The 12795-nt window shown below is 71.1% G+C and carries 13 protein-coding genes and 1 tRNA gene; 9 read left to right on the top strand and 5 right to left on the bottom strand.

Annotated elements, in window-relative coordinates; translation table 11 throughout:
- The 6 genes from QZ753_RS18885 to QZ753_RS18860 form a co-directional block, all read left to right on the top strand.
- Positions 1-1201 (top strand): hypothetical protein (locus tag QZ753_RS18885; protein ID WP_294645919.1); only part of this gene is annotated, 1201 nt, incomplete at its 5' end.
- Position 1202: 1 nt separating this feature from the next.
- Complete coding sequence (locus tag QZ753_RS18880) at positions 1203-2624, top strand: heme biosynthesis HemY N-terminal domain-containing protein (RefSeq protein WP_294645917.1); 1422 nt, start codon at positions 1203-1205, stop codon at positions 2622-2624.
- 37 nt (positions 2625-2661) lie between these two features.
- The gene (locus tag QZ753_RS18875) at positions 2662-3138 is read left to right on the top strand and encodes a TerB family tellurite resistance protein (RefSeq protein ID WP_294645916.1); all 477 of its coding nucleotides are present in this window, start codon (positions 2662-2664) and stop codon (positions 3136-3138) included.
- Between the two features lie 2 nt (positions 3139-3140).
- Positions 3141-3887, top strand: a complete 747-nt coding sequence (locus tag QZ753_RS18870; RefSeq protein WP_294645921.1) for a glutamine amidotransferase — start codon at positions 3141-3143, stop codon at positions 3885-3887.
- A 103-nt stretch (positions 3888-3990) separates the two neighbouring features.
- Positions 3991-5439, top strand: a complete 1449-nt coding sequence (gene sthA, locus QZ753_RS18865; protein WP_294645915.1) for a Si-specific NAD(P)(+) transhydrogenase — start codon at positions 3991-3993, stop codon at positions 5437-5439.
- An 85-nt stretch (positions 5440-5524) separates the two neighbouring features.
- Positions 5525-5977, top strand: coding sequence for a hypothetical protein (locus QZ753_RS18860; RefSeq protein WP_294645914.1), 453 nt, complete (start codon positions 5525-5527; stop codon positions 5975-5977).
- Positions 5978-5980: 3 nt separating this feature from the next.
- Here the strand turns inward: QZ753_RS18860 and QZ753_RS18855 are convergent, their stop codons facing one another.
- Positions 5981-7249, bottom strand: a complete 1269-nt coding sequence (locus tag QZ753_RS18855; protein ID WP_294645912.1) for an MFS transporter — start codon at positions 7247-7249, stop codon at positions 5981-5983.
- A 61-nt stretch (positions 7250-7310) separates the two neighbouring features.
- Positions 7311-7386 (bottom strand) — tRNA-Ala (locus QZ753_RS18850).
- Positions 7387-7574: 188 nt separating this feature from the next.
- On the opposite strand from QZ753_RS18850, the gene QZ753_RS18845 reads away from it, so the two are divergent.
- The gene (locus QZ753_RS18845) at positions 7575-7877 is read left to right on the top strand and encodes a YggT family protein (protein ID WP_294645910.1); all 303 of its coding nucleotides are present in this window, start codon (positions 7575-7577) and stop codon (positions 7875-7877) included.
- A gap of 3 nt (positions 7878-7880) precedes the next feature.
- Here the strand turns inward: QZ753_RS18845 and QZ753_RS18840 are convergent, their stop codons facing one another.
- A complete protein-coding gene (locus tag QZ753_RS18840) occupies positions 7881-8660 on the bottom strand; it encodes a DUF3108 domain-containing protein (RefSeq protein ID WP_294645908.1) in 780 nt (259 codons plus the stop codon).
- A gap of 223 nt (positions 8661-8883) precedes the next feature.
- Here QZ753_RS18840 and rpmB point away from each other — a divergent pair, with 223 nt between their 5' ends.
- Positions 8884-9183, top strand: a complete 300-nt coding sequence (rpmB, locus tag QZ753_RS18835) for a 50S ribosomal protein L28 (protein ID WP_055892333.1) — start codon at positions 8884-8886, stop codon at positions 9181-9183.
- Positions 9184-9337: 154 nt separating this feature from the next.
- Entirely contained in the window at positions 9338-9991 is a 654-nt protein-coding gene (locus QZ753_RS18830) for a queuosine precursor transporter (protein ID WP_294645920.1), read from the top strand.
- Between the two features lie 10 nt (positions 9992-10001).
- On the opposite strand, the gene QZ753_RS18825 is transcribed toward QZ753_RS18830, so the two are convergent.
- Both QZ753_RS18825 and cobT read right to left on the bottom strand, forming a co-directional pair.
- Positions 10002-11003 carry an esterase-like activity of phytase family protein gene (locus tag QZ753_RS18825; RefSeq protein WP_294645906.1) on the bottom strand — a complete coding sequence of 334 codons (1002 nt, stop codon included), beginning with the start codon at positions 11001-11003 and terminating at the stop codon, positions 10002-10004.
- A 32-nt stretch (positions 11004-11035) separates the two neighbouring features.
- Positions 11036-12793: a cobaltochelatase subunit CobT gene (gene cobT / locus QZ753_RS18820; RefSeq protein ID WP_294645904.1), complete on the bottom strand. Its 1758-nt coding sequence runs from the start codon at positions 12791-12793 to the stop codon at positions 11036-11038.
- Between the last annotated feature and the right edge of the window lie 2 nt (positions 12794-12795).

Below are 12795 nucleotides of genomic sequence, written 5' to 3'. Positions count from 1 at the left end.
GGACGACGAGACCGTGCACCCGCAGGCCGAGGCCGCGCGCACGCAGACCTCGGTTCCCGACAACAGCCCCTATCTCGCGGGCCATTCCAGCGAACCGCGTGGCGGCGCGGGCTTCGGCTCGCTCCTAGGCGCGGGCGCGCTCGGCGCCGTGATCGCCCTTCTTCTCGGCGGCACCGCGCTCTACGGCGGTCTCATCCCGCCGCCCGGCCAGCAGCAGCCGGTGCAGACCCAGCAGTTCGCCCAGGCCGGCGATGTCCAGCAGCTTCGCAGCGACCTCGATCAGGTGCGTGGCGTGGTCGAGCAGGTCCAGTCCGCGCAGGCCGCCGGCGGCGCCGGCTCGGGCACCGTTTCGACCGCCGAGTTCACGCAGCTGACCGATCGCGTCACCGCCAACGAGCGCGCCATCCAGAGCGGCGGTACCTCGACCGGCGACGCCGCGGCCGCGGCCGCGGCCGCCAACGAGGCGGCGACCACTGCGCGCGACACCGCGGCGCGGGCGGAAACCGCCGCCAACGCGGCCCGTGACACCGCGAACGCCGCGCAAGGGGCCGCCGACGAGGCGCGCCAGGGCGTCTCCGCCGCGCAGCAGGCCGCCCAGAACGCGCAGAGCGCCGCCAACGAGGCGCGCTCTGCGATCGACGGTTTCGGCCAGCGCCTCGGCGCGATCGAGGAAGCCAACAAGCGCGCCGCGGTCGCCCTGTCGGCCGCCGGGCTGAAGTCGGCGATCGACCGCGGTACGCCCTTCATGTCGGAACTGGAGACTTTCGCGACCGCCTCCGGCGACACTGAGGCCGTCGCCCCCTTGCGCGATTTCGCGGCCAAGGGCGTGCCCACCGCTTCGACGCTGAACGCACGCTGGCAGGAGGCCGAATCGGCGATCCTCTCGGCGGTGCGCCCGGAGGTCTCCACCGAGGACGTTGGCACGCAGGTCCTGTCGGGCCTGCGCTCGCTGGTCCAGGTCCGCCCGGCCGGCACCAGCGTCGCGCCCGACGCGCCGGGGCCGCAGGCGGCCGTCGCACGCATGGACGCGGCCGTCACCTCCGGCGACTACGCCGCGTGGCTTGCCGAGTGGGACAAGCTGCCGGACGCGGCCAAGACCGCGTCGGAGAGCTTCGCCGCCGACGTTCGCGCGCGCGTCGAGGCCGACCGCCTCATCCAGGACACGATCAACCGCGCCGTCGGCGCCTCGTCGCAGGGCTGACATGCTGGCTATTCTCGCCTTCTTCCTCGTCGTCCTGGCCGCCGGTCTCGGCTTCGCCTGGCTCGCCGACCATCCCGGAACCGTGTCGCTGATCTGGCAGGGCCAGGAGGTCGGCACGAGCTTCACCGTCTTCGTGGTGCTGCAGATCGCGCTGGTCGTCGCGGCCGTGCTCCTGTTCTGGATCGTGCGCGGCTTCTTCAAGGCGCCCGACCGCGTGTCGCGCTTCTTCTCGACGCGCCGCCGGGACAAGGGCTACCGCGCGCTGTCGGCTGGCATCATCGCGGTCGGTGCGGGCGATGCTGTCACCGCCCGCCGCATGACCAAGCAGGCCGCCAAGCTCCTGCCGGGCCGGTCCGAGCCGATGCTGCGCTTCCTCGACGCGCAGACCGCGCTGATCGAGGGCGACAACGCCCGCGCCCGCGCGATCTTCGAGGAACTCGAAGCCCAGCCCGAGACGCGTCTCGTCGGTCTTCGCGGCCTCTACCTCGAGGCCGAGCGCCTCGGCGACCGGGGGGCTGCCCGCAACTACGCCGAGCGCGCGGTGCGCATCGCGCCTCATGTCGGCTGGGCCGGCGGCGCCGTGCTCGACCTGAAGGCCGCGCAGGGCGATTTCGACGGCGCGCTCGCGATCCTCGAGGCGCAGCGCGATTCGCGCCTCATCGACAAGGCGGAAAGCCGCCGCCTTCGCGCGGTGCTGCTGGCCGGCAAGGCGCAGACGCTGGCCGATGCCGACCCGAACGGCGCCCGTGCGCTCGCCCGCGAGGCGCAGAAGCTCGCGCCCGACCTCGTTCCCGCCGCCGCGATCGCCGGCCGCGCCGCGATCCGTCTCGGCGACGGGCGCGCCGCCACCAAGGCGCTGGAAGCCTCGTGGAAGCACGAGCCGCATCCCGAGATCGCCGCGCTCTACATCCACGCACGATCCGGCGACGGCGTCGAGGAGCGTCTGCGCCGCGCCCGCGCGCTGGCGGCGCTGCATCCCGGCCATGTCGAGTCGCGGCTCGCGGTGGCCCACGCCGCCCTCGACGCCCGCGATTTCGCGACCGCCCGCGCCGAAGCGACGGCGGCCGCGGACGCCGCCCCGCGCGAATCGACCTACCTGCTTCTGGCCGACATCGAGGACGCCGAGTCCGGCAACGAGGCGCTGGTGCGCCAGTGGATGGCGCGCGCCGTCCACGCGCCGAAGGACCCGGCCTGGACGGCGGACGGCACGACGCGCCGCGAATGGGCGCCGGTGTCGCCGGTGACCGGCCGGCTCGACGCCTTCCGCTGGGTGTCGCCTCCGGCCACGCCCCAGGTCGCGACCCTGTCAGAGCCCGGCTCGATCCGTGCCATCGCGGACCATTATCCGCGCAGCCCGGACACCGCCGCCGACACGCCGCGCCCCGACCGCGACGAGCCCCAGCGCCCCGCCACGGTCGCCTGAGGACCCTGAACATCCACCCGCCCAACCGGACGCTTCCATGCTCGAGGGACTGAAGGACTTCTTCGCCGCGCTGACCGGGGGCGAGCCCGGTCCGCACGACGCCGACGACCTTCGGGTCGCGGCGGCCGCGCTTCTCTTCCACGTGGCGGAGGCGGACGGTTCGGCCTCCGCGCTCGAGATCGAGACGCTGCGGGCGGTGCTGGCGGAGGAATATGGCCTCGACGGCGAGGCGGCCCGGCGCATCGAGGCGGCGGGCGAGGCCGCCGATGCGGAAGCCGTCGATCTCTATCGCTTCACCAGTGTCCTGATGCGCCATCTCGGCGAGGCCGAGCGGGTGCATTTCGTCGAACTCCTGTGGCGCGTCGTCTTCGTCGACGGGGCGGTGCACGAGCTCGAGGACAATGTCGTCTGGCGGATCGCCGAGCTTCTGAGCGTTTCGACCCGTGACCGAATGCGCGGCAAGCACGACGCGATGCACGGCGCCGGGGAGCGGACGGGGAGCGTCGAGGCTTGACGGTGCCCCGTCCGGACGGCGAGCCGGCCCGCCCCCGCCTGTCGGGCCGCGACGATCCGAGACCCGTCCTCGTCGTCCTCCATCAGGAAACCTCGACGCCGGGCCGCGTCGGTCAGGTGCTGGAGGCGGCGGGCGTGCGCATCGACGTGCGCCGGCCGGTGCTCGGCGAGCGCCTGCCCGCCACGCTCGACGAGCACCGCGGTGCGATCCTCTTCGGCGGCCCGCCGAGCGCCAACGACCCGGACCCGCACCTTCGCCACGAGATCGATTGGCTCGACGTACCGTTGCGCGAGAACCGCCCGTTTCTCGGCATCTGCCTCGGCGCCCAGATGCTGTCGAAGCATCTCGGCGGCACGGTCGGGCCGCACCCGCAGGGCCTCGTCGAGGTCGGCTACTATCCGCTGGAGGCGACCGCCGAGGGGCGTGCGCTTCTCGGCGACTGGCCGCCGATGGTCTACCAGTGGCACCGCGAAGGGTTCACGCTGCCGGCCGGCGCGACGCTGCTGGCGACCGGCGATCGCTTCCCGAACCAGGCGATGCGCTACGGCGACAACGCCTACGGTGTCCAGTTCCATGCCGAACTGACGCTCGCCATGATGCATCGCTGGACGACGCGAGGCCACGCCCGCCTGTCGCTGCCGGGCGCGCAAGCCAGGCGCGAGCACTTCACCGGCCGCGCCATCCACGACGCTCCGGTCAAGCGCTGGCTCGGTGACTTCCTGGCTCTCGTCTTCGGCCGGCCGGCCTAGCCGGACGCCCGCCTCGCATAAGCTCGTTTTGCTATGCAGCATCGCGCGGCCCTCGCATCTGGGGCGGCCGCACGGGACGGATGACGCGCGGACGGGGACCCTCATGCAGCGCTACGACATGATCGTGATCGGAAGCGGGCCGTCGGGCCGTCGGGCCGCCATCCAGGCGGCCAAGCTCGGCCGGCAGGTGCTGGTCGTCGAATCGCAGGCCCGCGTCGGCGGCGTGTCGGTCCACACCGGCACCATCCCGTCGAAGACCATGCGCGAGACGGTGCTCAACCTGTCGGGCTGGCGCGAGCGCGGCTTCTACGGGCGCGCCTACCGGGTCAAGCAGGACATCACCAGCGCCGACATCCAGGCGCGCATGATCAAGACGCTGGAGCACGAGGTCGACGTCCTCGACCACCAGTTCGCCCGCAACGGCGTGAAGATCCTCCACGGGCGCGCCGCCTTCCGCTCGGACCACGAGATCGACGTCGCGCTGCCGTCGGGCGAGGTGCGCACGCTCCACGGCGACACGATCCTGATCGCGGTCGGCACGCGGCCCTTCCGCCCCGACTACGTGCCCTTCAACGGCACCAACGTCTTCGATTCCGACGAGATCGTCGAAGTGCCGAAGCTGCCGCGCTCGCTGACCGTGATCGGCGCCGGCGTCATCGGCGTCGAGTACGCCACGATCTTCTCGGCGCTCGAAGTGCAGGTGACGCTGATCGAGCCGCGCCCGACCTTCCTCGACTTCGTCGACAAGGAGCTGATGGAGGAGTTCGTCCACGACCTGCGCGACCGCAACGTCGCGCTGCGCCTCGGCGCCGAGGTCACGAAGATCGACTTCGACGGCGCCGGGCGACCGGTCTGCAGCCTCGCCACGGGCCGCGACGTCGCGGGCGACGTGCTTCTCTTCGCGGCCGGCCGCATGGGCGCGACCGACGGGCTGAACCTTTCCGCCGCGGGCCTCACCTGCGACCATCGCGGCCGCATCGCGGTGGACGGCAAGACGCTCCAGACCGCCGTGCCGCACATCTATGCCGCCGGCGACGTGATCGGCTTTCCGAGCCTTGCCTCCACCTCGATGGAGCAGGGGCGCATCGCGGCCTGCCATGCCTTCGGCGTCGCCACGCCCCCGGCGCCGGAGTTCTTTCCCTACGGCATCTATTCCGTGCCGGAAATCTCGACCGTCGGCATGAGCGAGGAGGACGTGCGCAAGCGCGGCATCCCCTACGAATGCGGCATAGCGCGCTTCCGCGAGACCTCGCGCGGCCACATCATGGGCCTCCAGAGCGGCATGATGAAGATGATCTTCTCCAAGAAGACGCGCCGGCTCCTCGGCGTCCACATCGTGGGCGAGGGGGCGACGGAGCTGATCCACATCGGCCAGGCCGTGCTCAACCTGAAGGGCACGATCGACTATTTCATGGAGAACACGTTCAACTACCCGACGCTGGCGGAGGCCTACAAGATCGCCTCGCTCGACGCCTGGAACCGCGCCTTCGCGCCGCTGCCGGGCGCCGTGCCCGTGGCGCCGCCGGAAGGGGCGGGCGAGGCGTTGGCCTGACCGGCCGGGAGCTTCGAAAGCCGCGATGACGCTGCGTTAAGTCCGACGGCCCTATGCTCCGTCCCGGTTGATCGGGAGATCGGGCATGATCCGCGTCGCGGCCCTGTTGTGCATGTGTTCCGCGGTGCTGGCCGCCTGCTACGGCGGAGGGTCGCGCGCTGCGATCGTTCGCTTGTCGGTGCCCGCCGCGGTCTGCCTCGACGGGCGCGACGCCGACACGCCGTCCTGGCGTCGCATCTGTCCCGGTCCGACGGCGGCACGGGTCGCGGTCTCGCACCGCATCGGCGGCACGCATCTGCGCCGTTCGGCGGATCTCGCGCCTTGGGATCTTCGTCGTTCCGATTCCGGCCGCGAAGCCGCGCGGCAGGCCTATCTCAAGCGCTTCGTCCTGCGCCGTGCCTCATTCGAGCCGCTGCCGCCGCGGGACGCTGCGGGCGCCATCGACGCCTCGCTTCTCTTAGGTCCCGCTATCGGCCCGGCGCCGCTCGCCCAGCCCTACGCGCCGCTCGGCCTCACGCTGCGCGGCAGCCTCGACTGAGGGCTACTCGCGCGCGGCGAGACTTCGCGCCCGGCGCAGCTGCGGGAAGGCGAAGGCCCAGATGCCGGCGATCGCGACCGTGCAGGCGCCCCCGATCACGGTGGCGGGCACCGCGCCCACAACCGACGCCATGACCCCCGCGCGGAACTCGCCGAGCTCGTTCGAGGCGCCGACGAAGATGCCGTTCACCGCGTTGACGCGCCCGCGCACGTCGTCCGGCGTCCAGAGCTGGAGCAGGATTTCGCGGATATAGACCGAGATCATGTCGGCCGCGCCCATCAGCATCAGCGCCGCGATCGACAGCCACGGCGAGGTCGACAGGCCGAACAGGACCGTGAAGGCGCCGAACAGCGCGACGAAGGCGAACATCACGAGGCCGGCGTGATCCTTCACCGGATGGGCGGCGAGCCAGATCGCGGTCAGGATCGCGCCGACGCCGGGCGCCGCGCGCAGGAGCCCCAGCCCGAACTCGTCGACCTGAAGGATGTCGCGCGCGAACACCGGCATCAGCGCGACGGCGCCGCCCAGCAGCACGGCGAAGAGGTCGAGCGACACCGCGCCGAGGACCACCTTCTCGCGCCAGATGTAGCGAAAACCGGCAAGGACGGTGGAGAGGTTCGCCGGCTCGCGGCTGGTGCGCTGGGCGGGGGCCGGCACCGAGAGGATGAGGAAACCGGCGACGACGAAGAGCGCGAGCGCGACCGTGTAGGACAGGTGCGAAGACAGGCCGTAGAGCAGGCCGCCGGCCACCGGCCCGACGATCGAGGCGATCTGCCAAGACGAGGAGTTCCAGGCGATGGCGTTGGCGAGCTCGTCCTTCGAGACGAGGTTGACGACGAGCGAAGAGGCGGCCGGGCCGAAGAAGGCGCGGGCGACGCCGAAGAGGACGAGAACCGCGAAGACGGGGGCGGGTGTGACGAGGTCCCCGTAGGTCAGGGCGAGGAGGACGCCGGCGCCGAGCGCCTGCACGCCGATCGCCAGCGCCATGATGTGGCGGCGCGAATAGCGGTCGGCGACCGTGCCGGTGACGAAGACGAGGAGGAGGGCGGGCAGGAACTGCGACAGGCCGATGAGGCCGAGATCGAGGGGATCGCGCGTCAGGTCGTAGATCTGCCAGCCGACCGAGACGGCGACGACCTGCACGGCGAAGGCGGCGAGGAACCGGGCGAGCCAGTAGCGCAGGAAGCGGGTGTTGCGGAAGGCGGCGAAGCGATCCTCGGCCGGCGCCTCGACGGGCGGCTCGATGTCGGGGGTCCGCAGGTCGTCGGTCATGGCTGCGCCTCGCGGGGCCGGTCGGGCCCGCTTGTCTGCCATGGGTCGCAAGGGGAAGAAATGGTGGAGCTGAGCGGGATCGAACCGCTGACCTCGTCATTGCGAACGACGCGCTCTCCCAACTGAGCTACAGCCCCGTCCACCAGTGGGCGGCTTGTAGGATAGCAGTGCAGGGCCTGTCAAGCCGGATGTGCCCCCGCGTTCACGATCGCGCAAGCGGGGTCGGGACGCTGGTATTCGTTAGGGAAATACCCATTTCGTCGTGCGAGCCTCGCGCCACGAATCCGCTGGCCAGAGAGCCGCAACCGAAAGGCCGCCGCCCGACATGCTCGCCGTCATCCAAGTCGTTCTTCTGATCCTCAACATCCTGTGGTGGATCATCATCGCGTCGGCGATCCTGTCCTGGCTCTTCGCCTTCAACATCGTCAATCCGCGCAACCAGTTCGTCTCGACGATCGGCGATTTCCTGTACCGGATGACCGAGCCGCTCTACCGCCCGATCCGCCGCGTGCTGCCGAACTTCGGCGGGCTCGACCTGTCGCCGCTGGTGGTGCTCCTCCTCATCTTCTTCCTGCAGCAGATCATCTACATCTACGCGATCCCGGCGGTCTATCGCGCCGGCATCTGAGCCTTACGGCTTGGCGAAGGTCGAGGCGGTCAGCGACAGCGGCCCGACTTCGGTCGGGATGCGCACGCGCACCGGCGCATAGACGCCGGTGTCGCCGATCGGGGCGAACCACAGCCGGATCACCTTGCCGCGAAGGAACCGCAGCCCGTTCGACGAGGTGCGGTAGCCGCCGACCGGGCGCACCGTCGTGGTGCAGACGACCGCCTCGCCGTCGAACCCGTCGGTGCGCACCCGCTCCGTTCCCGCGGGGTTGAGGGGCAGATCGATACGGCTCCAGCCGTCATAGACATTGAGCGTGCGCCGGCAGAGATCGGCGGGCTTTTCCGGTGCGATCATCAGGCCGCTCAAGGGGTCGACGACGCTCGTCAGCTGCGCCCGGCGCACCGGCACGAAATCGGCCGGCGCAGGGTTGCGCGCCGGTGGCGCGACCTTCGCCGAGACGACGCTCCCCGCGCGCAGCGACAGATCGCTCGACCACGACTTGCCGTCGCTCGTGTAGGCGAGGGCGTAGCGGTCGGCGAGAAGCCTGCGCCCGGCGATTCGCCCCGACACCGAACTCGTGCCGCGCGTCGAGGACACGAGCTCGGCAAGGCCCGCCGAGGACAGGGTGCCCTCCACCTTGAAGCGCCGCGCGTCGATCGTGGTGCGGAACTCGGCGCGACCGACCGGTAGCCCGATCAGCGAAATCGTGTAGACCGTGCGCAGAGGCGCGGCCTCGGCCGCCGACGGCGCGGCGAGGGCGAGCAGCGCCGATGCGAGGAGGCCGGTCGCGGCGCGAAGCATGGGCGGTTCTCCGGCTGGGCTCGAGATCCCTTCTTTGTGGGCGCGCGTGCGGGCCGGATCAAGCCCCGCGCGGGCCCCGATGCTGCGGCGGCTTGACGGGGCGCCCGCGCCCCACTATAGGCACAGTCGATTTTCCGATCATGCCATGGGGTCGATGATCGCGCTGCCGTTCCGGCGGCGGCGCGCCCCGGAAGGCCGTATCGAACGTTTGAAAGGTGATCCCATGTCACGCGCTTGCGAACTGACCGGCAAGGCCGTCCAGACCGGCAACAACGTCAGCCACGCCAACAACAAGACCCGTCGTCGCTTCCTGCCGAACCTGTGCCAGGTGACGCTGATCTCCGACGCCCTCGGCCAGCGCTTCCGCCTGCGCGTGTCGGCCCATGCGCTGCGCTCGGTCGAGCACCGCGGTGGCCTCGACGCCTTCCTCGCCAAGGCTGCCGAGCACGACCTGTCGCAGAAGGCCCGTCTCCTGAAGCGCCAGATCGCCAAGAAGACCGCAACGACGGCTGAAGCCGCCTGAGGCGCTTCGACACCTGACGATTTTGAGAATACGCCGCCCCCTCGGGCGGCGTTTTCGCGTTCGATCCACCCCGACGCTGGTGCCATACCCCAGCCTAAAAAAATGGATGCCCGCCGTGACCCTGTCCCGCCGCACCGTGCTGCCGGTGATCGCCATGACGATCATCGTGCTCGCCTCCAACATCGCCGTCCAGTTTCCCGTCCAGGGAACGCTCGGTCCCCTCTCGCTGGCCGACCTCCTGACCTGGGGCGCCTTCGTCTATCCCTTCGCCTTCATCGTCACCGACGTGAACAACCGCCTGTTCGGGCCGGCGGTGGCGCGGCGCGTCGTCTATCTCGGCTTTGCGGCGGCGGTCGTGAGCTCGATCGTCTTCCCGCCGATCCTCCACCGCCTCGGCCTGACGCCGTTCGAGACGGAAGCCGGGCGGCTCCTGCGCATCGCGCTGGCCAGCGGCACGGCGTTCCTCGTCGCCCAGCTTCTCGACATTCTCGTCTTCAACCGGCTGCGTCGCCTGTCCTGGTGGAAGGCGCCGCTCGCGAGCGGCATCCTCGGCACGATCCTCGACACGATCGTGTTCTTCTCGCTGGCCTTCGCGCCGGTGTTCCTGATCCTCGGCCCGAACGAGCCCTTCGCGCTGGAATCGGCCCCGCTCTTCGGGCTTCTCGCCGTCGAGGCGCCGCGCTGGGTGTCGTGGGCGCTCGGCGACTTCAGCGTGAAGCTCGTCATCGCCGTGTTCGGCCTCGTGCCCTACCGGGTCGTGATCAACGCCTTCCTGCCCTATCGCGAAGCGCGGGTGGCCGCGGCCTGAGGGCGGCCGGTCAGCGACGGGGCGCCGCCTCGCGGTCGTCCGCGAGGCGGAACTCGAGATAGAGGTTGCGCTGGAAGAAGGACCCGTTGTCGTCGGAGACGAGCGACAGGTGGGTGCGGCCGTCCGCGCCCCGCCAGGCGTCCAGTCCCTCCATGTTGTCGATCTCCTCGCCGAGATCGGCCTCCATCAGCACCGGTCCGTCGACCAGCGCGCCGGGACGGATCGCGGCGCCGTCGATCCGGCGGATGCGCATGCCGACGCGCCCAAGGCCCTCGTAGCGCCGCTCGAGGAGCAGGAGGTCTCCGTCCGGCAGGAAGGCGCCGTCGGTCACCGCCCAGGGCAGCTCGCGCTTCACCTTGAAGACGCCGCGCCCCATCACGGCGGCAAAGAGATTGCCCGCGTCGTCGACCGAGGTTTCGGCGACCACCACGACGGCACCCTTGAGTGGCGAGTCCTCGGGCGAGGCGGCGATCGTCTCCAGCCCGCCGTTGCCGCGAAGCTCGCCGCGCGGGATCGGGAGGGGGAGGCGCCGGCCCTTCGCCTCGAAAGGGGTGGCGGCGGGACGGAACGCCTCGATCCGATGGTCGCGTTCGAAGCTGACCAGCGCCTCGCCGCCTGCGATCGCGAGCCCTTCGGCATCGGCCTGCCCCTTGTTCGGCATGGCGCGTCCGGCCGGATTGAGGATCGGCGCGATGCGGGCGTCCGCGATGCCGACGGGCCTGCCTTCGGCGTCGCGGCGGATCGCGCCGGAAAACCAGAAGCCGGTGTCGGTGACGGCGAGAAAGCCCTCGCCGCGCGGGCGCATGCGGATCGAGGACACGCCCGACAGCCGCCCGTCGGACGAGGAGTAGGCGAAGCCGCCGACGTATTCGAGCGCCCCGAAGCGCACCGCGTCGCGCCCGATGCCGAAGCGGGCGATCGGCTGCGCGCGAACCTCGGTTTCGGCCGACAGCGCGCGCGGGGCCGGGCTCAGCGTCGCGCCGGCCGCAAGAAGGGAGGCGAGGAGCGCCACGCGCCCCGTCCGCTTCAGACGCGGCGGCACCGTCAGCGGCGGCCGGCCGAGCGGCGACGGCGGACCGGCATCTCGCACTCGTCCTCGAAGAGCGCGGCGAGCTGCTCGGTCATCGCGCCCGCCAGCTCCTCGGCGTCGGAGATCGTCACGGCGCGGCGATAGTAGCGCGTCACGTCGTGGCCGATGCCGATGGCCAGAAGCTCGACCGGCGAACGCGTCTCGATCTCCTCGATCACCGCGCGCAGGTGCCGCTCGAGGTAGTTGCCGGGGTTCACCGAGAGGGTGGAATCGTCGACCGGCGCGCCGTCCGAGATCATCATCAGGATGCGCCGCTGCTCGGGCCGCGCGAGCAGGCGGTTGTGCGCCCAGATCAGCGCCTCGCCGTCGATGTTCTCCTTGAGCAGGCCCTCGCGCATCATCAGGCCGAGATTGCGCCGGGCGCGCCGCCAAGGCGCGTCGGCGCCCTTGTAGATGATGTGCCGGATGTCGTTGAGGCGGCCCGGCCGCTGCGGCTTGCCGGCCTTCAGCCACGCCTCGCGCGACTGGCCGCCCTTCCAGGCGCGCGTCGTGAAGCCGAGCACCTCGACCTTTACGCCGCAGCGCTCCAGCGTGCGGGCGAGGATGTCGGCGCAAGTCGCCGCCACCGTGATCGGCCGGCCGCGCATCGAGCCGGAATTGTCGATCAGGAGCGTGACGATCGTGTCGCGGAACTGGGTGTCGCGCTCCATCTTGAAGGAGAGCGGCTGCATCGGGTCGGTCACGAGGCGCGTGAGGCGCGCCGTGTCGAGATAGCCCTCTTCGAGGTCGAAGTCCCAGGCGCGGTTCTGCTGCGCCATCAGGCGGCGCTGCAGGCGGTTGGCGAGGCGCCCGACCGCGCCCTGCAGCGACACGAGCTGCTTGTCGAGAAAGGCGCGCAGGCGGTCGAGCTCGGCCTCGTCACACAGCTCCTCGGCGCCCACCGTCTCGTCGAAGGTCTCGGAGAAGACGCGATAGTCGGTGTCGCCGAGATCGCGCGGCATCGCTTGGTTGGGACGGCGCGAATCGCCGGGCGTCTCCGAGTCGGGCTCCTCGTCGTCGGAGGGTTCCTCGGCCGTCACCTCGGAGGTCTCGGCCTCGGACGTGTCCTCCGACTCGGCCTCGCCTTCCGACTCCTCGGGCTCGGCCTGATCCTCGCCGGCCTCCTTCTCGGCGCCGGACTCCTCGTTGTCGCGACTCTGGTTGTCGCCGGCCTCCTCGGGCGATTCCTCGTCCTCGGACTGCTGGTCGTCGGCGAGCTCCTCGGCCATCTCCATCGAGACGAGCATGTCGCGGATCGCGCGCGCGAAGAGGCGCTGGTCCTCGACGGTCTGCCCAAGACGCTCGAACTTGCCGCCGGCCTTGTCCTCGATCCAGTCGCGCCAGACGTCGACCACGGCCTGCCCGCTCGGCGGCACGGGGCGGCCGGTGAGCTTCTCGCGCACGATCAGCGCCAGCGCGTCCTCCAGCGGTGCCTCCGCCCGGTCGGTCACCTCCGACAGGTTGGAGCGGTGGTACTTGTCCTCCAGCATCGCGGCGAGGTTGTCGGCGACGCCCGGCATCGCGTTGGCGCCGATCGCCTCGCAGCGCGCCTGCTCCAGCGCGTCGAAGACGGCGCGCGCACCGCGCCCGTCCGGCGAGAGCGTCGCGTGGACGCGCGCGTCGTGGCGCGCCTTGCGCAGCGCCATGGCGTCCGACAGGCCGCGCACCACCGACACGTCGTTCTCGGCTGCGCGCTTGGGCAGTTCCGGCAGGCGGGCGCGGTTGCCCGTCAGGC

This window comes from uncultured Aureimonas sp. (genome assembly GCF_913775355.1).
Classification (GTDB): domain Bacteria; phylum Pseudomonadota; class Alphaproteobacteria; order Rhizobiales; family Rhizobiaceae; genus Aureimonas.
This window is presented reverse-complemented; position numbering and strand designations above follow the sequence as displayed.

Coding starts and splice junctions, on each gene's coding strand:
- QZ753_RS18875 (WP_294645916.1), top strand. CDS start 2,662: ATGCTCGAGGGACTGAAGGACTTCTTCGCCGCGCTGACCGGGGGCGAG.
- QZ753_RS18845 (WP_294645910.1), top strand. CDS start 7,575: ATGCTCGCCGTCATCCAAGTCGTTCTTCTGATCCTCAACATCCTGTGG.
- QZ753_RS18880 (WP_294645917.1), top strand. CDS start 1,203: ATGCTGGCTATTCTCGCCTTCTTCCTCGTCGTCCTGGCCGCCGGTCTC.
- QZ753_RS18860 (WP_294645914.1), top strand. CDS start 5,525: ATGATCCGCGTCGCGGCCCTGTTGTGCATGTGTTCCGCGGTGCTGGCC.
- QZ753_RS18830 (WP_294645920.1), top strand. CDS start 9,338: ATGACGATCATCGTGCTCGCCTCCAACATCGCCGTCCAGTTTCCCGTC.
- sthA (WP_294645915.1), top strand. CDS start 3,991: ATGCAGCGCTACGACATGATCGTGATCGGAAGCGGGCCGTCGGGCCGT.
- QZ753_RS18840 (WP_294645908.1), bottom strand. CDS start 8,660: ATGCTTCGCGCCGCGACCGGCCTCCTCGCATCGGCGCTGCTCGCCCTC.
- QZ753_RS18855 (WP_294645912.1), bottom strand. CDS start 7,249: ATGACCGACGACCTGCGGACCCCCGACATCGAGCCGCCCGTCGAGGCG.
- rpmB (WP_055892333.1), top strand. CDS start 8,884: ATGTCACGCGCTTGCGAACTGACCGGCAAGGCCGTCCAGACCGGCAAC.